Raw genomic sequence first — 23,704 nt, forward strand, 5'->3', positions numbered from 1 at the left:
ACGCGACAGGCAAAGAGCCATACCCCGTCGTTTTGTCCATATTTGTCGCGGTGCCGCGAAACCTGGAGCTAACCTTCCGTTGCTACCGTCGCCTCCAATTCTGCGCTTAACGCGCGATTAACTTTACCGATTTGGAGTTTCGGATGTTCAGGTTCGTCATTGCCGCCGCGGTCATCGCGGTGTCCACCGGTCACGCGCTCGCGAATGGGCATGGCGGCGGCGATTCCCCTGCTCCGGCAAAGCCCGAGGCGGCGCCCGCACCTGCGCGCTACGTTCTGACCAAGCAGGGCCCCAAGCTCGTCGATCTCAAGGGCATGACGCTCTATTTCTACGAGCGCGACACCAGCGGCAAGTCGTCGAGCTGTGACGGCAAATGCGCCGAGGCCTGGATTCCGCTGGCTGCACCCGCCGATGCCCGGGCGAACGGCGATTTTACGCCGATTACCCGCAACGACGGCAGCAAGATGTGGGCCTTCCGCTACCGCCCGCTCTACACCTCAGTGGCCGACAAGGCGCCGGGCGAAGCCAATGGCATAGCCACGACGTTGCAATGGCGCATCGCTCGGCCTGAGGATTAACGCCAGAACGGCGCGTCCGTCACCCGAGGCGCCCGCCTCACCCGCGCCAGCTCGGCCCTGCCTCGACCTGCGCGCTTTGTCCGGGTGGCAGCACCACGACCGTTGCGTTGAGCTTCACCCGGTCGAACAGATCGATCACGTCCTCGTTGCGCATCCGGATGCAGCCCGACGAGATCGCCTGCCCGATATATTCCGGCTGATTGGTGCCGTGGATACGGTAGAGCGTGTCCTTGTTGCCGACATAGAGATAGATGCCCCGCGCGCCCAGCGGATTGGCGGGACCACCGGGCACGCGCGCCGGATATGGCCCAAGCCGCGCCTGGATCTCCGGGGTCGGCACCCAGTCCGGCCATTCCGCCAGACGGCCGACGCGCGCGATGCCCGAGAAGGCCATTGCCTCTTCGCCGACCGCGACGCCGTAGCGGATCGCCTTGCGGTCGGGCAGCACGTAGTAGAGGTAGCGCGCATCGGTATCGACCAGGATCGTACCCGGCTGCTCCTTGCGCGGATAATCGACGATATGACGGAGATATTGCTCGGGCACGTTGGCCTGGGCGTAAGGCGTGTGCGCGAGCAACTGGCGGTCGCGCGCAGTCATGCTCGCATCCGTCGATGGCGAGAGAGTCGTCTGCATGCAGCCGCCGAGCGGCAGCAAGGCAAGCACGAACAAAGCGAGTAGAGATTTTGGCACCGCCGGCCCCCGATAGCGGATAGCAGCGCCCCCAGCGCCTTAAGAATGCTGCCCAAATCGTGCTGAAAACAAGGCAGGGCGGAACACGTGGGCGTGTTCGGCACAGCTGGTTCCATAAACATAAAGGCGGAAGACCGTCGCGATGTCTCCACCGCCTCGCCTTGCTTTGGTCAAACCCGGCTGGACTCGTGCGACATCGGGCCGGCCCTGATTGATTTGGGGTGAGCTCACGCAACAGATCGGCTCGCGCCAATGCGAACGACCAGCCTTCAGAGGAGCTGCGATGCTCGCGACGTTGAACAGCCGGCAGATCGTCGATGAGATCGTGAAAGACACGGTCAACAACAACGATCCACACGACGCCGTCCAGATTTCACCGGAAATGGTGCGGGCCTCGCGCGTGAGCAGCGAGGCGCCCACGCTGGCACTCGAGTTCACGGCCCGTCCTGAGCCGAAGTTCGCGCCGGAGCCCAAGATTACTCGAAGATTAATCTCGAGCCGAAATTCATCCCCGTCTCGGAGCCGCAAGCGGCAGCGCCCCGGTCGACACGGCCCTCCGGGTCACGGCCAACGATGCTCTCGGCCGGCCGAAGCGGTCGGCGGCCGGCAAGTGGTTGCGCGGGGCGTTCGTCACGTTCCTGTTTGCAGGTGGCAGCGCCGCGGCCACGATGGCTTGGGAGAAGCACGGCGACACCGCGATGCAGATGCTCGCGGAATGGACACCGGCTCTGACCTCGCTGTTGCCATCCACATCGCAGACAGCGTCGGTCGCAGCCGCGCAGGCAGCCCCGCCCGCGGCACAGGATCAGGCCGCCGACCAGACTGCGGCAACGCCCGCAGCACCGACTGTCGCGGCCGCTGCCGCGCCCGCCGCGACACAAACCGATGCCACGCAAACAGTGGAGTCAATGACGCGCGACATCGCCGCGATGGCGCAGCAGATCGATCAGCTCAAGACCAGCATCGCCGAGTTGAAGGCCGGTCAGGAGCAGATGGTCCGCGAGATGGCGAAGCCGCCGACGCCAAGGCCGATCGCCGAGGCGAAACCGCCGGGCGATCCGCGCGCGCGTGTGTCCGCGCTGCCGCCGCGCGCTCCGGCGCCGACGGTTCGCAAACCGAAGCCGGTCGTCTCGCACACCTACATGCCGACCTATTCGCCGCCGCCGATCGCACCTCCGCCGCCGCCGTCGCAGGCTGCCGCGGTCCGCCGCCGGCGGCACCACCGGTCCCGACAACGCAAGCGGTTGCCGATGATGACGGACCAGTGGTGCGTCCGCCGATGCCGGTGCACTAGGTCCGCGTCGAACGACAAGGCAAGCTGTCCGACTCGATACGATGATGTGAGTCCGTGTAACTACGGTGATGCGTGGATCGGCGCAAAGAGAAAAGGCCGTCGGGATCTATGCCGCCGGCCTTCTCTTGCAGCTGCCGGTTCCCGGAGCCCGGTTCTGCTGCAATTCCATGCCTCATGATCAGGTCGACATATTTAATAAAACCTTAACGCACCTGGATGCTGCACATCATTTCTGCGCCATAAGCACAGAGATTGCGCGCTCCGTTCATCGGATAGATATCGACTCAGTGCTATGATCACTCCTGTCTTCAAGACTACCGTTGAAGGCTTGGTTTAAGGATTTGGGTCGTCACACCGGGGGAATTCGGATGCCGTACTACTCCTTCGATCTCGTGGTTGGTGAAGAGTTCAAGAACCAGGGCGGAATCATCCTCGAGGACATCGAGGTCGCCTCCGATCGCGCCGTTCAATTGGCCACCGAGCTGTCACAGGTGAAGCCTGAGTTGCAGCGAAAAGGTTGCGCGGTGCGCGTCACCGATCGCGATCACAATGAGGTCTACCGCACGCCGCTCGATCCGGTGCCGGCCTGGCGCCGCCAGTTGGGCCGCCGCTAGTTAGGCCTTAGCGTTTTTGAGCGAAGTGGACATGCCGGTTCGCGTGAAGAAAGCGCGGCAAAAGAGGTGTCCGCACGGTCGCTCCGAACCTGCTCGTCAGCGAGAATGCGCCGGCGACCATTGCGCAGCGGCGCGCCGGACGCTAGCCTCCCAAAAAACCTGGAGGACCTAAGGTGCGCACCCCTTTCCTGATAGCAGGACTGTTGCTGATCGCAGCTCCAGCACAAGCGGCTGACGACCATACGCGTTCGACCTATGTGACGCTGGTCTTGCAAGCCTTCGCGGCAAAGGTCCAGTGTCCGGGTACGGACGTCGTCTATCAGGATCTGGTGCAGAAGGCGCAGCAGATGCAGCTGCCCGATGGCACCACCGAGCAGGTGCGCAAGGCGATCGCCTTCATGCATACCGGCGGCAAGATGGGCGAGAAGCAGGCCGACGACATCATGGCCGAGGTCGCGGTGGCGACGCAAGCGACCGATCTCGACCAGCGCCGGCTGGGCATGAGCAATTGGTGCGAAAAGCAGAAGACGAACCTTGCCGGCCTGATCCGCAGCAAGGGCGGCTAGCCGGGGACGTGCCCCGTTAAGCACGCCGCGACGGAACCCTGGCCGCGGCAAATAATTGTCACAATCCTCACCAGCATGCGGCTTCTTCGAACAGGAGATCCCCATGCGAATTGCCCAACTCTTTTTCGCCGGTGCTCTCGCGATCAGCCCCATACTGACCGCCCCGGCCATTGCGAAGAATTCCGATGCCCAGAAGGGCGAGGACAAGGCGACCTCATCGTCCTGCAGCGCCTATCAGCAGGCGGCGGACGGCTCCTGGGAGCAGCTCCCCTGCAAGGAAGCCGGCGGCGAGCGCGCGCAGCCGCAGACGCAGCACAAGCCGATGACCCAAGGCGCCGACCAGGGCGAGCGCTGAGCCTTTGACCGAGCGGGAACCGCCCGGTCTTAACCGGGGTGATCGCGAATTAGCTGTGAGCCGGCCCGCGCATGATCTTCATGGCATCGGCGATATGACGCCACTCCTTGGCCTCGTCGGCTTCGCCGCGCCCCTCGCAAACCTGCGCCTGCTCCGCGGCCTTCGCGATCGCAGCAAAGCCATGCCGCTCCAGCATCTGCCGCGCGACGGTGTGGACCTGGACCTCGGACATCATGAGCGCTCTCCCGTTTGAGGTAGCCCCGGCGCGTCGCCCCCGGATTGCTGACAACGATCGAGCCGCGTGTCGCGTTCCGCTCACGCGGCCCGCAAAAACAAAGGCGGCCCGCCATGCCCAGCGGACCGCCTTCTCACCCACCCCAAATCACCACCGCAAACGAGCAGTTTCAGTCGCGTCCCCTACGCGACCGCCACGCGCTTGCGCTCGAAATCGTTGGGGACTTCGATATCGACCTCGAGGGTCGAGACCTCGTCGCCGCGATCGAGCCGCACGATCACCTTGGTCGGATCCAGCGTGACGTGCCTGGAGACGACGGCGAGAATTTCCTCGCGCAGCACGCCGAGCAGATCGGGCTGGCCGCGCTGGCCGCGTTCATGGGCAAGCAGGATCTGCAACCGTTCGCGAGCGACGGGTGCGGACGCCTTGTTGCCACGGAGAAGCCGGAGCAGACCCATGCTCATGCAGCCCTCCGTCGCAGCAGACGATCCATGAAGCCCTTGCGCTCGGTCGGCACCTGCATCGGCACGGTGTCGCCGCACAGCCGCCGCGCCGCGTCGATATAGGCCCGCGCGGGTGCACCTTCCGCGTTCGACAGCGTCACCGGCGTGCCGACGTTGGAGGCTTTCAACACGTCCTGGCTCTCGGGGATGATGCCGAGCAAGGGCGTCGCGAGGATCTCGAGGATGTCGTCGATGGTCAGCATCTCGCCGCGCGCGGCGCGCGAGGGATCGTAACGGGTGATGAGAATGTGCTTCTCGACGCGCTCGCCCTTCTCGGCCCGCACGGTCTTGGAATCGAGCATGCCGATGATGCGGTCGGAATCGCGCACCGAGGAGACTTCCGGATTGGTGACGATCACGGCCTCATCGGCAAAGCGCATCGCCATGGAGGCGCCGCGCTCGATACCGGCCGGGCTGTCGCAGATCACCCAGTCGAAACGGCTGCGCAGGTCGGCGATGACCTTGCCGACGCCCTCTTCCGTCAACGCATCCTTGTCGCGGGTCTGCGAGGCCGGCAGCAACCAGAGATTCTCCAGCCGCTTGTCCTTGATCAGCGCCTGCGGCAGCTTGGCCACGCCCTGCACCACATTGATGAGGTCGAACACGACCCGGCGTTCGGCGCCCATCACGAGGTCAAGGTTGCGCAAGCCGACGTCGAAATCGACGACGACGACCTTGTCGCCGCGTTGCGCAAGCGCAGCGCCCAGCGCGGCGGTCGTGGTCGTCTTGCCGACGCCGCCCTTGCCTGATGTCACGACCAGTACCTTACTCATCTGAAATGTCTCCTTTGCTGGTCAGTTCAGTGCTGTAATTCGCATGGTATTCCCCTGCAGCCAGGCCTGCGCCGGCTTGCCGCGCAAGGCGGCGTCGATGTCGTCCGCAGTCTGGTAAAACCCATCGATTGCAAGCAGTTCGGCCTCGATCTTCTGGCAATAGATGCGCGCGCTCGTGTGACCGTTCACGCCCGCCATGGCGCGGCCGCGCAGCGCGCCATAGATATGGATGGAACCACCGGCGACGATTTCGGCCCCCGAGCCGACCGAGCCCAGAATGGTGACGTCGCCTTCGGGAAAGATCACGGTCTGGCCGGAGCGCACGGGGGCGTCCAACAGCAGCGAGGTCGGCTTGGTCTCCGCCTTAACTTCGGCCTTCTTCGACGCGGTCGGCTCGACCACACAACTGCGCCCGCCCGAGAGCAGCGGCGGCATCATGGGGGTCAGCCGGCCCTCGTCCACGCCCTCGATCCCGAGCACGCGGATGTTGCGCTCCTGAAGGCTGGTGAGGAGATGCCCGATGCCGGCCTGGCTGAGGTCGACCGAGGACAGGTCGATAACCACAGGCCGGCCGGCAAAGAACCCCGGCGAGCGCGCGATGGTGGCGTCGATCTCCAGCAGCCAGTCCTGGATCGGAACTGTCGGCACGAAGACGAAGGCCACATAGGAGCGCCCGCGCAGGCGCACCATCTGGCGTTGAGGTTTTGCTAAGGCCTCCATGGCGGCCGACTCGTTCCCCGTTATTGAATGGTTAACGATGCGACCGATGTGGTTAACGGCCGGTTAATTTCTCCTGGAGGCTACGTGGTCGGGATGGCTGGGCTGGGCGGGCGCTCGTTCCCAGCACAATGCTGTCGTCGCCCGGCTTGACCGGGCGATCCAGTATTCCAGAGGCCAGCCTTGGAGACCTCGCTCTGACCACATCCGCCGCGGCGTACTGGATGCCCCGCCTGCGCGGTGACGACACCGGTGTACGAGGTGTAAGGCGAGCGCGACGACCGAAGCTCCTACTTCTTCACCTTGCTCGCATCCATCTTGATCGCGGGATCCAGCATCTTCGTCGTGAACGCAGTGGTCACGTCGAACGGCTTCTCCATGCCCAGATAGGTCTGGACCAGATCATAGTCCTTCTTCATCCGCTCGCCGTCGATCCAGCCGAGCGAGTTCGTCGTCGTGAACTCGTCGGTCATCAGGTATTTGATGCGCTCCCACTGGCGCTCCTGGTTCTCCTTGTCGAGACCGGAGACCTGGTCGAGCAGCGCTTTCAGGCACGGCGCGACATCGGCAACGCAGGCCGCAAAGGCTTTCTGCGAGATGCGCACGAACTCCTCGACGAGCTTCGGGTTCTTCTGGAGGTAGGCACCATTGACGATCAGTGAGTTGCCGTAGGGGTTGAGGCCGATATCCTTCCAGTTGACGTAGCCGAGGTCCTGTCCGAACTCGATCACCTTCAGGTCGTGCTCGTTGTAGAAGTCGCTGATGATATCGACGGTGTGGCTCTTCAGCGCGGCGATCTTCGCGGTCGGCCCGATATTGACAAAGCTGACGGAGTCGGGCGCGAGACCGGCGGCCTTCGCAAAGGCCGGCCACATCACGCGCGAGGCGTCGCCGGGCGGATTGCCGATCTTGTGGCCGGCAAAATCCTTCACGCCGTTCACGCCATAGCTCTTCAGCCAATAGAACGTCTGGCCGGTGTTGGCGTAGATGCTCATCAGCGCGACGTCGTCGGCGCCCTTGCTCCTGGCGACCAGCATGGTGGCGAGATCGGCAATGCCGAAGGGCGAGCCGCCGGAGCCGACCTTGGCGGCGGACACGCCGGAGCCCTTGCCGACCTCGATGGTGAGGTCGATGCCGGCCTTCTCGTACCAGCCCTGCGCCTTGGCGTAATAGAACGGCGAATGGTCGGCCGTCGGCGTCCAGTTCAGGATCAGATTGACCGCCTCGCCCGCGCTTGCCGGCATTGCCGGCATTGCCAGCGTCAGAGCCACAATCGCCGCCTGCAAACGCTTCATCGCCTGTCTCCTCATTGCCGCGACCCGGCTTGTCGCTCTCCCCGTGCGAGGCTACCAATGCAACAAGCCCGCCCTCAACTTGTCAACTGTTTGGTTGGAAATGCCCGCAAAGCGATCAGGCGACACCGTGCCGCAGCGCCGCGACCCCGTCGCCACCCGCAAGAAACTGCTCACCGCGGCGCGACTGGAGTTTGCCCGGCACGGTTTTGCGGGCGCCCGCGTCGACGAGATCGCGGAGCGCGCCGGCGTCAACAAGCAGCTGGTCTATCATTACTTCGGCGACAAGGACGCGCTCTACCTCGCCGTGCTCGAATGGGTCTATGAGGACATCCGCGAGCAGGAGCGCAAGCTCAATCTCGAGGGCCTGCCGCCGGACAAGGCGATCCGCCGGCTGATCGAGGCCTCGTTCGACCATCTCGCGGAAAACCCCGATTTCATCGTGCTTCTGAACGACGAGAACCGCGGCGGCGCCCGCCACGTCCGCGGCTCCACGCGGCTGGAGGCGATGCATTCGCCGTTGGTGAAGAGCGTCTCCCACATCCTCCACGAAGGCGTGCGCGCCGGGATATTCCGCAAGGGAATCGACCCCGTCCAGCTCTATATCTCTATCGCGGGCCTCAGCTATTTCTTCTTCTCCAACACGCCGACGCTGTCGGCGATCTTCGGCAAGGACCTGTCGAGCCGCACCGCGCGCCGCGCCCGCCGCCGGCATGTCGCCGATCTGGTGCTGCAGTCGCTCCGGCCATAATCAACCAACTGGTTGAAACTTGGCGCTGGGGCGGTTAGGCTCGACATTTGCGGCAGTGAGGCAACAGGGAGCAGACGGTGGCAGGTAACGGAGCCAACAGTCCGGCGCGCAGCGTTGCGATCATCCTGATCGTGCATCTGGCCGTGCTCGTGCTCTGGCAGGTCCTGGTCGATGCCTTCCACGTGCCGAAATTCATCCTGCCCTCGCCGCTCGCGACCATTCAGACGCTGGGAACCGCGAGCTATGCCTGGGGCGCCAACACGCTGATCACCGCGGTCGAGATCCTCGGCGGCTTCGCGCTCGGCGCCTTCGTCGGCGTGGCACTCGCGGTGATCTTCAGCTGGGCGCCGCTGCTCAGTCTCGTGCTGTTGCCGCTGTTCGTGACCTTGAACATGATTCCGAAAGTCGCGCTCGGGCCGCTCTTCATCGTCTGGTTCTCCTACGGCATCCTGCCGAACATCCTGATCGCCTTCAGCATCTGCTTCTTCCCGATCCTGCTCACGACAGCGCGGGGCCTGCGCGAGGTCGAACCGGATCTGCTCGATCTCGTCAAATCGCTGCGCGGCTCGCGCTGGACGCTGTTCCGCAAGATCCAGCTGCCGGGATCGCTGCCTTACGTGTTCTCCGGCATGAAGGTCGGCGCCATCCTCGCGGTCGCCGGCGCCATCGTCGGCGAGTTCATCGCCTCCGAGCGCGGGCTCGGCTACCTCATGATCCAGGTGCAGTCGTCGCTCGACACGCCCGCGATGGTGATGGCCGTCGTGCTGCTGACCTTGCTCGGCGTCGCCCTCTACGGCCTGGTGCTCGTCCTCGAACGCATGTTCGTCGTGGGCGATGCCAGGCAGACCTGAAGATTAAGGACGAAATTCATGCTGCTCATCCGCCAGACGCTACCGAAGACGATCCCTGATATCGCAGCCCTCGACGATCTGCTCTGCCGTCCGACCCAGGCGCTGATCGACGACCTCGAGAAGGTCGACGGCGACATCATGATCCTCGGCGTCGCCGGCAAGATGGGGCCGACGCTGGCGGGGCTTGCCAAAGCCGCCGCCCCCGAACGCCGCGTCATCGGTGTGGCGCGCTTCAGCGAGCCTGGTGTGAAGGAGTGGCTGCACGCGCGCGGCGTCGAAACCATCAACTGCGACCTGATGGACGAGAGCGCGATTCAGGCGTTGCCGAAGACGCCAAATATCGTTTTCATGGCCGGCCGCAAGTTCGGGGCCGAGGGCGATCTGTCGCTGACCTGGGCCATGAACGCGCATGTACCGGCGCTGGTCGCGCAGGCCTTCTCATCGTCGCGCATCGTGGCGTTCTCGACCGGCTGCGTCTATCCGTTCGTGCCCGTCGACGGCAAGGGCGCGACCGAAGACATGGCGCCGAACCCGCCCGGCGAATACGCCCAATCCTGCGTCGGCCGCGAGCGCATGTTCGAGTATTTCTCGCATAAGTTTTCAACGCCGGGCCGCCTGTTCCGGCTCAATTATGCCATCGACATGCGCTACGGCGTGCTGCACGACATCGCGACCAAGGTGCTCAGCGGCACCCCGATCGACGTCAGCATCAGTCACGTCAATTTCATCTGGCAGGGCGACGCCTCCGCGCAGGCGCTGCGCTGCCTCGCACACGCCACGGCGCCGACCTCACCGATCAATGTCAGCGGCCACGAAATTCTGGCGGTGCGCGATCTCGCACAAAAGTTCGGCGCCCGCTTCGGCCGCGCTCCGGTGCTAACGGGCAAGGAGGAGCCGACGGCATGGCTGACCGACACGTCGAAGGCCGTCGAGCTGTTCGGCCTGCCCGTCGTCGACACCGAGCAGCTGATCGCCTGGACCGCCGACTGGGTCTCCCGCGCCATGCCGAGCCTCGGCAAGCCGACCAAATACGAGGTGCGCGATGGCCGTTACTGACGGGCCTCCCGTCCTCAAGCTCGACCTGGATGATGCCATGGCCGGGCTCGTGCTCTCGACGGAGGCCCACTGGAACCAGACCGAAGAGGACTGGCGCATTTTCCTGCGCGACGGCGTCGTGTTCGGCATCCGCACCGGCGTGCTGCTGGTCGCGACGGCCGCCCTGCTGCCCTACTCCGGCAACAACGCCTGGATCAGCATGGTGCTGGTGACGGCCAGCCATCGCCGGCGCGGCCTCGCCACGCGCCTTGTCGATGCATGCCTGGAGACCGCGCGCAAGAACGGCCTGACCAGTTGGCTCGACGCCACGCCGGAGGGGGTTGCGGTTTACGGGCCGCTCGGCTTCACGCCGACGCTGCAATTGCGGCGGTTGAAGCTGGCCAAGCCGACGCGGGCCGAAGCGCCACCATCGTCATCGGCGAGCATCGATGCGCTTCGCGCGCGCGACCGGCGGTCTACCGGGTTCGATCGCTCCGCCCTGCTCTCCGCCTTCGCACAGCGCGCCGGCTCACGCATCGTCTCCGCGAACGGAGCCATCGCGCTGGTTCGCGACGGCCGGACCGCCCGCCACATCGGCCCGATATTCGCCGACGATGCCGCGGCAGCGCTGGCCCTGGTTCAAACGATCGTACGCTCCGAGACCGGACCGCTGCTGATCGATGCCGTCGCCCCGCAGGCCGCGTTCCTGGAGGGATTGACTGCATCCGGCTGGACCATCGAGCGGCCGTTCCAGCGCATGCGGTTCGGCCCCGCCACCGCCATCGCTGAGGAACTGCCATTCGCCGTCGCCGGCCCCGAATTCGGATAGGACATCATGCACCACAGCCAGATCGACAGCGACATCCGCAAGCTGATTGCCGAGGGCACCGTGCTGCCGGCGCATCCGCTCGCGCTCACCGCCGAGCGCCAGCTCGACAAACAGCATCAGCGCGCACTGACGCGCTATTATATCGACGCTGGCTCCGGCGGCCTTGCGGTCGGCGTGCACACCACGCAATTCGCGATCCGCGAGGTCGGCCTTTACCGACCCGTGCTGGAGCTTGCCGCCGAGACCGCCGCAAACTGGACCAAGCGTCCGCTGGCGATGGTCGCGGGGCTCGCTGGTCCGACGAAGCAGGCAACGGCCGAGGCACGCACCGCGCGCGACATCGGCTATCACGCCGGCCTGCTCAGCCTCGCCGCAATGAAGAGAGCTTCCGAGGACGAGATCATCGCGCACTGCGCTGACGTGGCCGCCGAGATTCCGCTGATCGGGTTCTACCTTCAGCCGGCGGTCGGCGGCGTCATCCTGTCGAGCCGGTTCTGGCAGCGCTTCGCCTCGATCGACAATGTGATCGCGATCAAGATCGCGCCGTTCAACCGTTATCGGACGCTCGATGTACTGCGCGGCGTCGCAGCCGCCGGCGCGCTCGATCGGATCGCGCTCTACACGGGGAATGACGATCACATCCTGCTCGACCTGATGCTCCCGTTCGACTTACGCGACAACGGCCTCACCACGCGCACCTACTTCAGGGGTGGCCTGCTCGGTCACTGGTCGGTGTGGACGGCGAGCGCCATCCAACAGTTCGAGCGCTGCAAGGCGGCCCGGCACAAGGACAGCGTGCCCGCCGATCTGCTCGCGCTCGATGCTCGCGTCACCGACTGCAACAGCGCCTTCTTCGACGTCGCCAACAATTTTCACGGCTGCATCGCCGGCTGCCACGAAGTGCTGCGGCGCCAAGGCCTGATGCAGGGCCTGTGGTGTCTCGATCCGAACGAGGGCCTGAGCCCGGGCCAGAAGGACGAGATCGACCGCGTCACGCGCGAGCACGCCGACCTCAGTGACGATGCCTTCGTCGCAGCCAATCTGGATAAATGGCTGGCATGAGCTCGAACCCCTTCATCAGCCTGCAAGGCGTCCGAAAGGTCTATCGCAGCGGGGGCGCGGAGTTTCTCGCGGTCTCCGACGTCACGATGGATGTGCAGGAAGGTGAGCTGGTGTCGCTGGTCGGCCCGTCCGGCTGCGGCAAGACCACGGTGATGAAGATTCTTGCGGGCCTGCACGGCGCCGACGGCGGCACGGTGACGATCGGCAACGCCAGCAGCCCGTTCGATCCGACCCGCGATATCGGCATGGTGTTCCAGCAGGCGCTGCTTCTGAAATGGCGCACCATCCTGGACAACGTGCTGCTGCCGGCCGAGATCGTGGGACTGCCGATGAAGGCTGCGCGCGAGCGCGCGCGCGACCTGCTCAATCTGGTCGGACTTGCCGGCTACGAGCAGAAATATCCGCAGAGCTGTCCGGCGGCATGCAGCAGCGCACCGCGATCGCGCGCGCCTTCATCCACGATCCAAAACTGATCCTGATGGACGAGCCATTCGGCGCGCTGGATGCGCTGACGCGTGAGCAGATGAATCTGGAGATGCTGCGGATCTGGCGCGAGAGCGGCAAGACCATCATCTTCGTCACCCACTCGATCCAGGAAGCCGTGTTCCTGTCTTCGCACTGTGCCGTGCTGACCGCGGGCCCGGCGAAGATGGCCGACTACTTTGCGATCGACCTGCCCTTCCCGCGCGACCTGCCGCTCAAGACCACGGACGCATTCGGCGTCTATGCGCGGCGGATTTATGCAAAGCTGGGGCTGGGCGCCGCGTGATATTCGATAGCGCCTCCGCCGTCATTCCGGGGCGCGACGAAGTCGCGAGCCCGGAATCCATCGCGGCGGCAAGACGGGCGGTGAAATGAATTCCGGGTTCGCGCAAGGAGGCGCGCCCCGGAATGACGGCGCCCTCGGCCCTATCGCATCTTGCTGAGCAGATAGTTGTCGGCGCCGCGGATTGCTCAGGCGTCCCCGACAAAGACCGACAGCGCCCGCTGCAATTCCTTGTAGGCGCGCGGCCCGATCTTGGCCGCAAGCGCCTTGTCGCTTGCGGCGGCCGCCGGCCTCAGCCGGCCCAGCAGCGCCGAGCCGGCCTCGGTCAAATAAAGCACGTAGTAGCGGCGGTTGATGGCCGAGGCGGTGCGCCGCACCAGGCCACGGCCCTCCAGATGATCCACCAGCCTGCCGAGCCCGGCCCGCTCGATCGACAGAAGCTGCGCGACGGCGAGCTGGTTGACGCCGGGGTTGGCGTCGATCACGCAGAGCACGGAAAATTGGGCAGGACTGATCTCGAAGGCCGCCAACTGCCTGCTGAATTCTTTGAAGATCCAGAGCTGCGCCCGGCGAATGCCGTAGCCCAGCAGCTGCGAGAGGCCCCCGAGGTCAAGCGGTTTCACCTTGGCGGCCTTCGTGCCGGATACCACTCGCGGCGCCGGTCGCGACGGCTTCGTCACACGTACCGCCGGCCGCGGCCGCGCCATCCGTTTCCTGACCCGTGCCTTGCCTGGCTGCATCACCGCGCATCTTTCGCAAAAGCCGGCGTAGGCGCACCCGGCGGAGTCCCTGAGGATTCGGACAGGGAGTCTAACGCAAAGCAGCCGGATCGAGAAGCCGAGTGGATCCCAAGCCGAGTGGCATCCCGCCCTCGCGCGTACAGCTTCTACGACAGGTTGCACGGCCATATCGCGCAATGCGTCATGTTGACACGGCAACATGGCTCGCTTAAGGATCGTGAAAGCCTGCCGTATCGCGAGCAGGTTCAAGGGGAGCGAACGTCCGTGCCGTCATCAGGGGTGGGCGACGATCCGCGTGCCACGGCGCATCGCGGCAGAATGGTTTTGCGCGCAACCGCAACTGCGTCGTGGCTCATTGCCGGCGCACGCGCGTCTCTCCCGACAGCGATTCAGAAAACGTCTCTGACCACGCGACGCCACGTCAGTTTGCGGCGCGTCGGGTGCTTTCGTTCAATCATCAACGTTGAAACCGGGAGGGCATGACATGAAACGATTTTTCCTCGCCTCGACGATCGTCGCCACATGGGCGTCTCTCGGCCCGCAAGCGGCCGCACACGGCCTGCCGCCGGGCGGCGTGGCCCCGCGCTCGTCCTGTACCGCCCTCACCGGGCTCACTCTCCCGAACACGCAGATCCTGAGCGCGACCCAGAAGTCGGGCTATTGCAACGTGGTCGGCATCATCAACAAGCGCGTCTCCACGCAGGATCCCGATCACTTCACCTACGGCATCGGATTTGCGCTCAACCTGCCCAACACCTGGCATGGCCGCTTCGAGATGATGGGCGGCGGCGGCACCGACGGCAGCCTGCAAAGCGATCCGCAAGGCGCGGCCGGCGTCGAGCTCGGCCAGGGCTGGGCGGTGGCCGTCGATGACGGCGGCCACGAGGACAGTGCGACCAACGTCCTCGGCGGTTATCAGGACGACGACGCCAATGCCGGCGGCTCCGCGCATTTCGCCATCGATGCGCAGGCGCGCCGCGACTACGGCTATAACGCCATCGAGAAGACCGCGACGACTGCCAAGCAGATCATCTCCTATTTCTACGGCCTCGACACCGTCTACTCCTACATCATGGGCTGCTCGAACGGCGGCCGCGACGCCATGGTCGCCTCGCAACGATCGCCCTGGCTATTCGACGGCGTGATCTCGCAAAATCCCGGCTTCAACCTGCCGCAGGCGGGCCTTGCGGAGGCCTGGAACGAGCAGGTGCTCGGCACGCTTTCGACCAGCAAGGACGTCAACCACCAACCGTATATTCCCGACACATTCCCGCAGCAGGACCTTCAGGTGGCATCTGCTGCGATCCTGAGCGCCTGCGACGCGCTCGATGGCCTCGTCGACGGCATCATCGACAATTACCACGCCTGCACGGCCAGGAAGGTGTATCCGGCACTCGCGAGCTACACTTGCGGCACCGGCTTGCACGGCAGCACGCCGCATGGCGGCACCTGTCTCACCGGCGCACAGGTCGATGCGCTCAAGAAGATTTACGCCGGACCGGTCAATTCAAAAGGCGAGCGGCTCTATTCGAACTGGTTCTGGGACGCCGGCATCTGGACGCCGCTCGCCGCACCCGGCGCAGGCTGGCAATTCTGGAACGTCGTCACCGCTCCGGTGCCTGGTGTCAACACCGCGATCAACCTGACGCTCGGCGCCGGCGCAATCCCGATGATCTTCCAGACGCCGCCCGTCGTCACGCCGGTCGACGGACCGAACGGCCAGGAAGCCTTCGTGTTCAAGTTCAACTTCGACACCGACGCGCCGAAGATCTTCACGAAGACCGCGGCCTATCCGGAAAGCGCGATGGACTTCATGGCTGCGGTCGCAACCGATTTGCGTCCGTTCAGGTCCCGCGGCGGCAAGCTGATCATCTCGTCCTCGGTTAATGACGGCATCTTCTCGGGCGCCGCGATCGCCCGCTGGTACCGCAAGATGAACCAGCGCATGGACAATCACGCGACCGATTTCGCGCGGTTGTTCATGGTGCCCAACATGGCCCATTGCGGCGGCGGCGCAGCGACCACGAGCTTCGCGACCAACGAGCTCAAGGCGATCACGGACTGGGTCGAGAACGGCGTCGCGCCGGAACGCATCGTCGCGGCCAATACCAACACCGCCTCGCCCTACCCGACCGGCGGCGTGTTCGATCCGCGCATTGCCCAGAACTTCCCGACCGGAGGCACGCGGCCGCTCTGCGTCTATCCCAGGATTCCCGCCTACAAGGGCAGCGGCCTGACCAGCGACGCGGCGAACTTTGCGTGCGTCGATCCCGGCTTCAGTCGAGGCGGCGATCATGACTTCCATGACGATGACGACGGCCACGGCGACGACAGGCATTAAGCCGCCTGCCCTCGTGCCCTAGGCGCCGCGCATCCGGGGCACGAGATTGTTCAAGCCGGCGCTCTAACTTCGTCATTGCGAGCGCAGCGAAGATTCCATGGGGAGTGGATAGCAGCCAAGTCTGAGGCCAGACTGAGGTTGCTGAAACACTCAACCTGGAGACAATGATGTTGCTCGATCATCCTTCCGACGGACTGGCCGCTATCCGCACGCAGTTTGGCGCAATTTTCGTGTCATTGGAACTGAGCCGCTCGACATGGCTGGTGACCTCGCTGTCGCCCGGCAAGGGCGAGAAGATGTCGAAGCGCAGCGTGGAGGCCGGCGATCTTGCGGAACTCTTGAAGCTGTTTGCGGAGCTGAAGCGCAAGGCACAGGCGCGAACGGGTGAGAGCTATCCGATCATCACGATCCAGGAGGCGGGGCTGGACGGGTTCTGGCTGCACCGCGCCTTGCAGCAGGAAGGCATCGAGAGCCACGTGGTCGATCCGGCCTCGATTGCGACGCCGCGCCGGCGCAGGCGGGCCAAGACGGATCGGCTCGATGGCGAGACGCTGTTGCGGGCGCTTCTGGCCTATAAGCGCGGCGAGCCGCGGGTCTGCGCGATGGTGGTGGCGCCCTCTCCGGAAGCGGAGGACCGCCGCAGGCTTTGCCGCGAGCGGCGGACATTGATCGCCGAGCGGATCGAGCATGTGAACCGGATCAAGGGCGTTCTGTTCGCGCAAGGGATATTCGGCTACGTGCCGCTGCGGCGCGATCGACGGGCACGGCTCGAAGCCTTGCGGACCGGAGATGGGCGCATGCTGCCGGCGCATCTGAAGGCCCAGATCAGCCGCGAGCTCGATCGTCTCGAACTGCTGCTCGACCAGATCGCGGCGGTGGAGCGCGAGCAGGAGGCGTTGCTGGTCGTGAGCAAGCCAGCCGGGGAGAAGGCGGATCCCGTCACGATGCTGCTCGCCCTGAAGAGCATGGGCCCGAACTTCGCGGCCGTTCTCTGGACGGAGGCGTTCTGGCGGCAATTCGCCAACCGCCGTCAGGTTGCGTCCTATGCCGGTCTTGCGGCCACGCCATGGCGGAGCGGCGGCATCGAGCGCGAACAAGGGGTGTCGAAGGCCGGCAATCCGCGGCTGAGGACCACGATGATCCAGCTCGCCTGGTTGTGGATACGCCACCAGCCTCAATCGGCACTGACCCAGTGGTTCAAGGCCAACAGCCAGCGCGGCCGCAAGCGCACGATCGTGGCGCTGGCCCGCAAGCTGCTCGTGGCCTTGTGGAAGTACGTGACCGCCGGCGTCGTGATCGAGGGAGCCGTGATGAAGACCGTCGCCTGATGCAACGCTTCCCGCAGCCTTAAAACCAATCAGCCGAGGAACGATCAGCCTCGGCCGATCCGGGGTGGACGAACCGATGGATTGCATGGCTTCAAACGCCGCAACGAAGAATGGTCCCGTCCTCTCGAGCCTGCCCGCCGCAAGCGGAATGTTGGTGCAGTCGCTACCGCGCGACGACCGGATGTGAGTTTGATCTGGCACGCAAAACCAGATTGTCAAAACCGGCTCGACCCTGAGATCGCTGAACCATAAGGAGGAGTTCGCCCGCGGCCTCCCGACCACACAAGCCTGATGGCGTGCTCGATCACGTCAAGGTCAAGCCGCTGCGCGGCGGCTCTAACGAGCCGACCTTGACGCGATCTCCGCGCGCCATCGAAACATCCCGCGGTCGGGACGAAGAGCTGGCCTGCAATCGAACAAAGAGCTGAACAACCGCCTTGACACACCTAATCCCCATGTGAGCAATCCAGAGCCCCTCCGCGGAAAGATTCTGGATTGCTTCGCTGCGCTCGCAATGACGGAGTATGGGCGCCGGCTTACGCCGTCAATTCGCATCTTCGAGCGCGGATGCATAGGCCCGCTCAGAGCAGCTTCGCGCTCACGAACAACGCGCGTACGGCGCTTGTCGCCTGCACCACGAGCATGGCGTTATCGGCGGCGCCCTCCAGCGCATGGACGGCGTCCTCATGCAGCGAGCGGAATTCCATCCACTCGACCGATTTGAAGTTGGTGAGGAATTGATAGGCTTGGCCGACGGTCGCGATCGCCAGCGTGTCACCGTTCAGCTTGATCTTGAACGTCGTGCGCAACGGGGTCTCGGAGCTTGCTGGATCACTCATCGGCTGCTTCTGGAGGACAACGGCTTAACGAAGGGAAAACGGCAGCCCCGCCGTCCGGCGAATATCAGGAATCGGTGCTGGCGCGCTGCGCGACAGTTGCCGGCCTGCTCAGGCTCGGCACCACGACCAGGCGGTTGAACTCGCCATTGTCGTAGGCCTTGAGGAAGCGATCATAGTCCTTGATCGAGACGCAGCCGTTGGAATCGCCGCGCGGCCCGAGCATGTAGGTGTGGGTGAGCAGGCCGACACGACCGAGCGCGCTGGTGCCGTCCGTCGGCGTCATGCGCAGCGCCCGAACGCCGTGGAACAGTTTTTCGCGCGGCTTGAGGTCGTAGGTCGCAGGCGGGGTGGCACCGACCATGCGCTGGTCGACATGGTCGGGATCGTCCATCAGCGCGCCCATGCCCGAATGCGCCTCGATCGTGACGCCGCTCGGCAGATAGAGCGCCTTGGCCTTGATGTCATACACCGCCGTCCGCGAATCGTAGCCGAGCGCGGCGAGATCCGGCGCCTTGCCGAACAGGCCGCTGTCGGGCGTCAGCGAGGCCAGCTTGATCTTGTCGGTGAATTTTTCGAAGAAGTTGCGGTTGTCGACCCTGGGCGTGGTATCGGCATAAGCCTGGCTGGAGGCGATCTGGGCGCTGAAGTCCGCCTGAACCGGCCGCGAGCGCGGCACCGGCACGGCGTCGGCACGTTGCGAGGGACGCCTCTCGTCAACCGCGGTCCGGTCGTCATCGGTCAGGGACGAACGCCAGTCATCGCCCTGAAGCTTTTGGGCGAGCATCGCCTTGGCATCGCGCAGCTTGAGCTGGACCGCACTCAGGGCGGAGCGCTCCATCGCCCGCAGGCCGAGGTCACGGGCCGGCGGGCTGCCGGACAGCGAGGCGAAACGGTCGTCGAACGAGGGAGAATTGGCCGGCGGCAGCGCGGCGGTGACCAGCGGGGTGGAATCGCCGATATCAGCGACCCAGGCGGCGGCGCCCAGCGCCAGCGCGATGGCAGCCATAGACAACAATGTTGTCTCGGCTCGCCCAATTCGGCGGCGCGGCAACAGCCTCTCGGCGCTTACGCGGTCGGAAACCATCAAATCCCCAAATCGACCCCCGGGGGACCCAACCCCCACCCGGAGACTCTCTACCAGCTACCACATTGGGAGCCAAAAGTTAGGCATAATCGCGGCCGGCAATCGCTCCTGAGGTATCCAATGACCGATCCTTTCGATCTAGAGCGCTTCCTCGGGACCCAGGACCCGGTTTTTCGCGACGTTTTGGCGGAGCTGGCCCGCGGCCGGAAGCAATCGCACTGGATGTGGTTCGTCTTCCCGCAGGTCGCCGGCCTCGGCTTCAGCGCTATGTCGCAGCGTTACGCCATCGGTTCGCGGGCGGAGGCCGAGGCCTACCTCGCCCACCCCGTGCTCGGCCGGCGCCTGGTCGAATGCACCCGCCTCGTGCTTGCCGTCAACGGGCGGACCATCAACGCGATCCTTGGCGCGCCTGACGATGCCAAATTCCGCTCGTCGATGACGCTGTTCGACGCGGTCTCCGACGAGGCAGTTTTCGACGAGGCGCTCGCCCGGTATTTCGCCGGCGAGCCGGACGCGGCGACGCTGGAGATCCTCGCTGCGCTTGACCGAAAGGCCAGGTGAGCGCGGCGGCCGGCCGCCAGCAGCGTAAACCCGGGATTAACACCGCCTGCCTATCTTCCGTGCAAATAATTCTCCCGCGCCAATTGCCGGACAGATCATGAAAATCGGTACGCTCCTGACCACCGCCATCGTCTCGCTCTCGACCGTCGGCGGCGGCCTCGCCGTCTACGTCGCCGTCACGAAGTACCAGACCATGGAGCGGATCACCGAAGCACAGGGGCGGCTTGCAATCGTCCGCGCCGTCAGCGACATCCCGCGCTATCTCAACCCCGAGCGCGGTTTTTCCACCAACATTCTCTATGGTCCCGCCACTGTCGACCCGGCGCTGCTCGCCCAGCAGGACAAACTGCGCAAGCAGACCGACGGCGCGCGCGACAAGATGAACGCGCTGCGCAAGGAGCTGCCCGGCTCCTTCGACGACGGCAACGCCATCGGCAGCAACATCGACGGCATCAACTCGAAATTCGCCAGCTTGCGCGACGCCATCGACAAGGCGATTGCGGGACCGGCGGATGCGCGCAAGGACGCCGCCCGGAAGATCGTCGCCGACAATGCGGTACTCAACGCCGGCGTCACCGCGCTGCTCAACGAGCAGGTCCGCCGCATGGCGATCCTCAACGGCGATGCCTATCGCCAGTCCAGTTACGCCAATATCGCGATGACGCTGCGTGACATCGGCGGCCTCAATGCCAGCGTGCACAAGAACCTCGTCGGCGGCAAGAAGCTCGCGACCGATGCCGAGAAGGCCGACGTCGCCCGCATGCAGGGACGCAACGACCAGATCGTGATGTCGCTGATGGAATTGCGCGGCAATCCCGCGACCCCGGCCAATGTCGGCGCCGCGCTCGAGACCCTGAATTCGGGCTACATCGAGGAATTCGGCCGCGAACTCAAGCTCGTCAAGGAAGGCGCCGCCAGCGGCAAGTACGAGCACGACGTCGAGACCTACTACGCAGCCTCGCAGCGCGGCCTCGGAACGATCATCGGCGTCCGCGACGCGCTCTACGACAACGCCGAGCAGATCCTCTCCGGCGCGTCCGCCGCCGCGCGCGCCAGCTTCACGATCGCGCTCGCAGGCCTGCTCGCCGTGCTGATCGCCAGCGCCGGCCTCATCGTAATGGTCCGCCGCCGCGTCTGCGCTCCCATCGTCAGCCTGACGACCCGGATGTCGCGGCTCGCCGACGGTGATGTTGCGGAAGAAATCCCCGGCGCGGAGCGCTCCGACGAGATCGGGGCGATGGCCGCGGCGGTGCAAGTGTTCAAGGACAACATGATCCGGGCCGACCGGCTCGCGGCCGAGAAGCAAGCCGAGAACGACGGCAAGATGCGCCGCGCCCAGGCGCTCGACGGGCTGACCCGCGCCTTCGAGGCCAAGGTCACCGAGCTCGTCGGCGGCCTGTCGCAGGCCTCCTCCACCATGGAGACGACGGCGCAATCGATGACCTCGACGGCCGCCCAGACCAACAGCCAGGCCGCGGTCGTGGCCGCCGCCTCCGAGCAGACCTCGAGCAACGTGCAGACGGTCGCAAGCGCGACGGAAGAGCTGACGTCCTCGATCGCGGAGATCGGCCGCCAGGTTGCGCAATCGACCGAGATCGCGGCCCGCGCGGTCGACAACGCCCGCCGCACCGGCGACACGGCCCGTGCGCTCGCCGACGGCGCGCAGAAGATCGGCGACGTCGTCACGCTGATCCAGAGCATCGCCGAACAGACCAACCTGCTGGCGCTCAATGCCACCATCGAGGCCGCCCGCGCCGGCGACGCCGGCCGCGGCTTTGCCGTCGTCGCATCCGAAGTGAAGTCACTGGCCGGCCAGACCGCCAAGGCGACCACCGAGATTTCCGAGCAGATCACGGCGATCCAGTCCGCCAGCGACGAGACCGTCACCGCGATCCGCAACGTCGCCGACGTTATCGCCGAGATCGACCAGATCGGCACCGCGATTGCGGCCGCGATCGAGCAACAGGGTTCGGCCACCCGGGAGATCTCCCGCAGCGTCCAGGAGGCCGCCCGCGGCACCCAGGAGGTCAACACCAACATATCGGGCGTGCAGCGCGCCGCGGACGACACCGGTGCGGCCGCGCGCGAAGTCCTTGGCGCGGCCGAACAGCTCTCGACGCAGTCACGCGATCTCGCCGGCCAGTTCGACCGCTTCCTCGGCGAAGTCAGGGCGGCGTAAGGAGCGCGTCTAATAAGGCGGCGCCTTGCGCGCGCGCTGCACCTTGGCCGCCTCGATCCACCAATTGAGGTCATCGGCGAAGCGCGGAAAGGAGCGTTCCAGCGCCTTGCCGCCCTCGCCGATCGGCTCGCTCTCGGCTGACAGCGTCTGCGCGATCGGCCCGACGCCGATGGTGCTCGAGATCACCACCATGCCCATTTCCGACAGCGTGCCGTGCCACGCGGTCGAGGCGCGCGCGCCGGACAGCCGGCCGGCGGAATAGCTCACGATCGCGGCCGGCCGCCAGAACCACTCTTCCAGGAAGTGGTCGGTGAGGTTCTTCAGGCCGGGCTGGATGCCCCAATTATACTCGCCGGTGACGAAGACGAAGCCGTCGGCCCCGCGGATCTGTCCGGCCAGCTTCTCCAGCGCCTCCGGCGCGGCGCCCGCAGGATATTCCTTGTACATGCGGTCGAGCATCGGCAGGCCGATCGCCTTGGCGTCGATAAACTCGACTTCTTCGCCGCGACTGCGCAGGCGATCGACGACGAAATTCGCAAGGCGGATGCCCATGCGGTCGGAGCGGTAGGACCCGTAGAGGACGAGGATGCGATTGCGCATGGCCGGCAGGTTAGCACGAAACGGCGGGACGGCCCCAACCGGTTTGCCGCGCTACCGTTTTCGTCCGAATTCCAGCGTCTGCGACGGCGTCTCGCCGAACTGATCGCGATAACCTCGGGAAAAGTCGCTGAGATGCCAGAAGCCGAACGCGAGCGCGACGGCCTTGACGCTGTCGGCACCGGCAAGCAGCCGCCGGCGCACCAGCCACAGGCGGCGCAGGCGCAAATAGCGGTGCAGGCTCATGCCGCGATAGCGGCGCACGACGTCGTGCAAGGTGCGGACGGACAGGCCGAGCTTGCGCGCAATCTCCTCGCTGTAGATCGGCTGCGAGAGATCGTCGGACAACAATGCGCGGATGTCCTGGAACAGCTTGAACTGCCGCTCGTCATTCGGCCGCCGGGTCCAGCGCGCGGGCACGATATTGGCGAAAGTGGCATCGACCGCACCCAGCAGGGACTCCTTCATCGCCGCCGCCTTCAGCGGCACCTCGGCAGGATCGAGCGGCTCGGACGCAGCCGCCAGCACTTCCCTGACCACCTTCCGCAGCCAATGCAGCGCCAGGGGACTGGTCTCGAAGATTTTGAAGCTGGAGTTCGTCTCGGGCCAGCCGCGATCCCTCACCTCGGGCTGGAATACGACTGAGGCGATTTGCCGCTGCACTTCCTCGATCATGTTGTAGGCCGCGCCGCTGCTGCCGATGACGACCGCGGCGCGGTCGCGCTGTGCGCCGTTGAAGCGGATCGGGATCTCGAGGTCGTCCATCGCGAAGCCCACCGCCGTGCAATCGGCAACGAGCTGCGCGTCCACGACGCGCGGGAATGCCCGCGTCATATTCACGTCGCAGCCGGGCAATTGCAGAATGATCTGCTCCGTCGCAATCCTTCGCACAAGCGGCGTGAACTCGAAATTCACGCCGCGGATCGCGTTGCGAAACTCGTCGGCGTCTGCAAACCGAAATATCTTGGGCGCCAGCGCTGGCGCATCATCACTGTTGTTCATGGCAAATGAAAAACCGCGTCAGGAAACGACGCGTGCCCGGCACTACGCCGGTCTGAATTTCCCCTTTCGGTTTCCCCTGAGACCGGGAGACTCATGCGAGCCTGCCTCGATCAGTTGGCGA

26 protein-coding genes and 1 pseudogene are annotated in these 23,704 nt (G+C 65.1%); 15 read left to right on the plus strand and 12 right to left on the minus strand.

Translation table 11 applies throughout. The annotated features are described in order from the left end of the window. Positions 1-143: 143 nt before the first annotated feature. Complete coding sequence (locus tag ACTGJ9_RS26730; protein ID WP_456673520.1) at positions 144-578, plus strand: COG4315 family predicted lipoprotein; 435 nt, start codon at positions 144-146, stop codon at positions 576-578. Between the two features lie 37 nt (positions 579-615). Here ACTGJ9_RS26730 and ACTGJ9_RS26735 read toward each other — a convergent pair whose 3' ends face one another. Together ACTGJ9_RS26735 and ACTGJ9_RS26740 are read right to left on the minus strand one after the other, a co-directional pair. Beyond that, complete coding sequence (locus tag ACTGJ9_RS26735) at positions 616-1,212, minus strand: L,D-transpeptidase (RefSeq protein ID WP_456678634.1); 597 nt, start codon at positions 1,210-1,212, stop codon at positions 616-618. 96 nt (positions 1,213-1,308) lie between these two features. Continuing rightward, a complete protein-coding gene (locus ACTGJ9_RS26740) occupies positions 1,309-1,689 on the minus strand; it encodes a hypothetical protein (protein ID WP_456673521.1) in 381 nt (126 codons plus the stop codon). Positions 1,690-1,883: 194 nt separating this feature from the next. Here ACTGJ9_RS26740 and ACTGJ9_RS26745 point away from each other — a divergent pair, with 194 nt between their 5' ends. The 4 genes from ACTGJ9_RS26745 to ACTGJ9_RS26760 all read left to right on the plus strand — a co-directional run bounded on the left by ACTGJ9_RS26745 (position 1,884) and on the right by ACTGJ9_RS26760 (position 4,098). Beyond that, on the plus strand, positions 1,884-2,741 hold the full coding sequence (locus ACTGJ9_RS26745; protein ID WP_456673522.1) for a hypothetical protein: 858 nt from the start codon (positions 1,884-1,886) through the stop codon (positions 2,739-2,741). A 190-nt stretch (positions 2,742-2,931) separates the two neighbouring features. Beyond that, positions 2,932-3,177, plus strand: coding sequence for a DUF6894 family protein (locus ACTGJ9_RS26750; RefSeq protein WP_456673523.1), 246 nt, complete (start codon positions 2,932-2,934; stop codon positions 3,175-3,177). Between the two features lie 173 nt (positions 3,178-3,350). After that, positions 3,351-3,743, plus strand: a complete 393-nt coding sequence (locus ACTGJ9_RS26755) for a hypothetical protein (protein ID WP_456673524.1) — start codon at positions 3,351-3,353, stop codon at positions 3,741-3,743. 103 nt (positions 3,744-3,846) lie between these two features. After that, on the plus strand, positions 3,847-4,098 hold the full coding sequence (locus tag ACTGJ9_RS26760; protein ID WP_456673525.1) for a hypothetical protein: 252 nt from the start codon (positions 3,847-3,849) through the stop codon (positions 4,096-4,098). Between the two features lie 49 nt (positions 4,099-4,147). Here ACTGJ9_RS26760 and ACTGJ9_RS26765 read toward each other — a convergent pair whose 3' ends face one another. The 5 genes from ACTGJ9_RS26765 to ACTGJ9_RS26785 all read right to left on the minus strand — a co-directional run bounded on the left by ACTGJ9_RS26765 (position 4,148) and on the right by ACTGJ9_RS26785 (position 7,621). Next, complete coding sequence (locus ACTGJ9_RS26765; protein ID WP_456673526.1) at positions 4,148-4,333, minus strand: hypothetical protein; 186 nt, start codon at positions 4,331-4,333, stop codon at positions 4,148-4,150. A 182-nt stretch (positions 4,334-4,515) separates the two neighbouring features. Beyond that, positions 4,516-4,797, minus strand: a complete 282-nt coding sequence (minE, locus tag ACTGJ9_RS26770) for a cell division topological specificity factor MinE (RefSeq protein WP_247388779.1) — start codon at positions 4,795-4,797, stop codon at positions 4,516-4,518. Beyond that, a complete protein-coding gene (gene minD, locus ACTGJ9_RS26775) occupies positions 4,794-5,609 on the minus strand; it encodes a septum site-determining protein MinD (protein WP_456673527.1) in 816 nt (271 codons plus the stop codon). The genes minE and minD overlap by 4 nt, the downstream gene beginning before the upstream one ends. 21 nt (positions 5,610-5,630) lie before the next feature. After that, on the minus strand, positions 5,631-6,329 hold the full coding sequence (minC, locus tag ACTGJ9_RS26780) for a septum site-determining protein MinC (RefSeq protein WP_456673528.1): 699 nt from the start codon (positions 6,327-6,329) through the stop codon (positions 5,631-5,633). 287 nt (positions 6,330-6,616) lie between these two features. After that, positions 6,617-7,621, minus strand: a complete 1,005-nt coding sequence (locus ACTGJ9_RS26785; RefSeq protein ID WP_456673529.1) for an ABC transporter substrate-binding protein — start codon at positions 7,619-7,621, stop codon at positions 6,617-6,619. Positions 7,622-7,721: 100 nt separating this feature from the next. Between ACTGJ9_RS26785 and ACTGJ9_RS26790 the strand changes: the two genes are divergently transcribed. The 6 genes and pseudogenes from ACTGJ9_RS26790 to ACTGJ9_RS26815 all read left to right on the plus strand — a co-directional run bounded on the left by ACTGJ9_RS26790 (position 7,722) and on the right by ACTGJ9_RS26815 (position 12,915). Further along, positions 7,722-8,369, plus strand: a complete 648-nt coding sequence (locus ACTGJ9_RS26790) for a TetR/AcrR family transcriptional regulator (protein ID WP_456673530.1) — start codon at positions 7,722-7,724, stop codon at positions 8,367-8,369. Between the two features lie 77 nt (positions 8,370-8,446). Further along, a complete protein-coding gene (locus tag ACTGJ9_RS26795) occupies positions 8,447-9,220 on the plus strand; it encodes an ABC transporter permease (protein WP_456673531.1) in 774 nt (257 codons plus the stop codon). 18 nt (positions 9,221-9,238) lie between these two features. Next, entirely contained in the window at positions 9,239-10,276 is a 1,038-nt protein-coding gene (locus tag ACTGJ9_RS26800; protein ID WP_456673532.1) for an NAD-dependent epimerase/dehydratase family protein, read from the plus strand. Further along, on the plus strand, positions 10,263-11,084 hold the full coding sequence (locus ACTGJ9_RS26805; protein ID WP_456673533.1) for a GNAT family N-acetyltransferase: 822 nt from the start codon (positions 10,263-10,265) through the stop codon (positions 11,082-11,084). Before ACTGJ9_RS26800 ends, ACTGJ9_RS26805 begins: the two co-directional genes overlap by 14 nt. Positions 11,085-11,090: 6 nt before the next feature. After that, positions 11,091-12,146 (plus strand): dihydrodipicolinate synthase family protein, encoded by a 1,056-nt coding sequence (locus ACTGJ9_RS26810; RefSeq protein ID WP_456673534.1) that lies wholly within the window; start codon positions 11,091-11,093, stop codon positions 12,144-12,146. A gap of 86 nt (positions 12,147-12,232) precedes the next feature. Then, positions 12,233-12,915 (plus strand): annotated as a pseudogene (locus tag ACTGJ9_RS26815) (ABC transporter ATP-binding protein). A 185-nt stretch (positions 12,916-13,100) separates the two neighbouring features. Here ACTGJ9_RS26815 and ACTGJ9_RS26820 read toward each other — a convergent pair. Beyond that, positions 13,101-13,619 (minus strand): MarR family winged helix-turn-helix transcriptional regulator, encoded by a 519-nt coding sequence (locus tag ACTGJ9_RS26820; protein ID WP_456673535.1) that lies wholly within the window; start codon positions 13,617-13,619, stop codon positions 13,101-13,103. A gap of 517 nt (positions 13,620-14,136) precedes the next feature. Between ACTGJ9_RS26820 and ACTGJ9_RS26825 the strand changes: the two genes are divergently transcribed. Further along, a complete protein-coding gene (locus tag ACTGJ9_RS26825) occupies positions 14,137-15,993 on the plus strand; it encodes a tannase/feruloyl esterase family alpha/beta hydrolase (RefSeq protein WP_456673536.1) in 1,857 nt (618 codons plus the stop codon). Between the two features lie 164 nt (positions 15,994-16,157). Continuing rightward, positions 16,158-17,321: an IS110 family RNA-guided transposase gene (locus ACTGJ9_RS26830; protein WP_456673537.1), complete on the plus strand. Its 1,164-nt coding sequence runs from the start codon at positions 16,158-16,160 to the stop codon at positions 17,319-17,321. 581 nt (positions 17,322-17,902) lie between these two features. On the opposite strand, the gene ACTGJ9_RS26835 is transcribed toward ACTGJ9_RS26830, so the two are convergent. Together ACTGJ9_RS26835 and ACTGJ9_RS26840 are read right to left on the minus strand one after the other, a co-directional pair. Further along, entirely contained in the window at positions 17,903-18,160 is a 258-nt protein-coding gene (locus ACTGJ9_RS26835) for a hypothetical protein (RefSeq protein WP_456673538.1), read from the minus strand. A gap of 64 nt (positions 18,161-18,224) precedes the next feature. Continuing rightward, positions 18,225-19,175 carry a DUF2778 domain-containing protein gene (locus tag ACTGJ9_RS26840; protein WP_456673539.1) on the minus strand — a complete coding sequence of 317 codons (951 nt, stop codon included), beginning with the start codon at positions 19,173-19,175 and terminating at the stop codon, positions 18,225-18,227. A 189-nt stretch (positions 19,176-19,364) separates the two neighbouring features. On the opposite strand from ACTGJ9_RS26840, the gene ACTGJ9_RS26845 reads away from it, so the two are divergent. Both ACTGJ9_RS26845 and ACTGJ9_RS26850 read left to right on the plus strand, forming a co-directional pair. Continuing rightward, the gene (locus ACTGJ9_RS26845; protein ID WP_456673540.1) at positions 19,365-19,805 is read left to right on the plus strand and encodes a DUF1810 domain-containing protein; all 441 of its coding nucleotides are present in this window, start codon (positions 19,365-19,367) and stop codon (positions 19,803-19,805) included. Between the two features lie 97 nt (positions 19,806-19,902). After that, positions 19,903-21,984 carry a methyl-accepting chemotaxis protein gene (locus tag ACTGJ9_RS26850; RefSeq protein WP_456673541.1) on the plus strand — a complete coding sequence of 694 codons (2,082 nt, stop codon included), beginning with the start codon at positions 19,903-19,905 and terminating at the stop codon, positions 21,982-21,984. A 9-nt stretch (positions 21,985-21,993) separates the two neighbouring features. On the opposite strand, the gene ACTGJ9_RS26855 is transcribed toward ACTGJ9_RS26850, so the two are convergent. Continuing rightward, entirely contained in the window at positions 21,994-22,584 is a 591-nt protein-coding gene (locus ACTGJ9_RS26855) for an NADPH-dependent FMN reductase (protein WP_456673542.1), read from the minus strand. Between the two features lie 51 nt (positions 22,585-22,635). Next, positions 22,636-23,583 (minus strand): helix-turn-helix domain-containing protein, encoded by a 948-nt coding sequence (locus ACTGJ9_RS26860; RefSeq protein ID WP_456673543.1) that lies wholly within the window; start codon positions 23,581-23,583, stop codon positions 22,636-22,638. Positions 23,584-23,704 lie beyond the last annotated feature (121 nt).

The organism is Bradyrhizobium sp. RDM12, assembly GCF_051917485.1.
Lineage (GTDB): Bacteria > Pseudomonadota > Alphaproteobacteria > Rhizobiales > Xanthobacteraceae > Bradyrhizobium.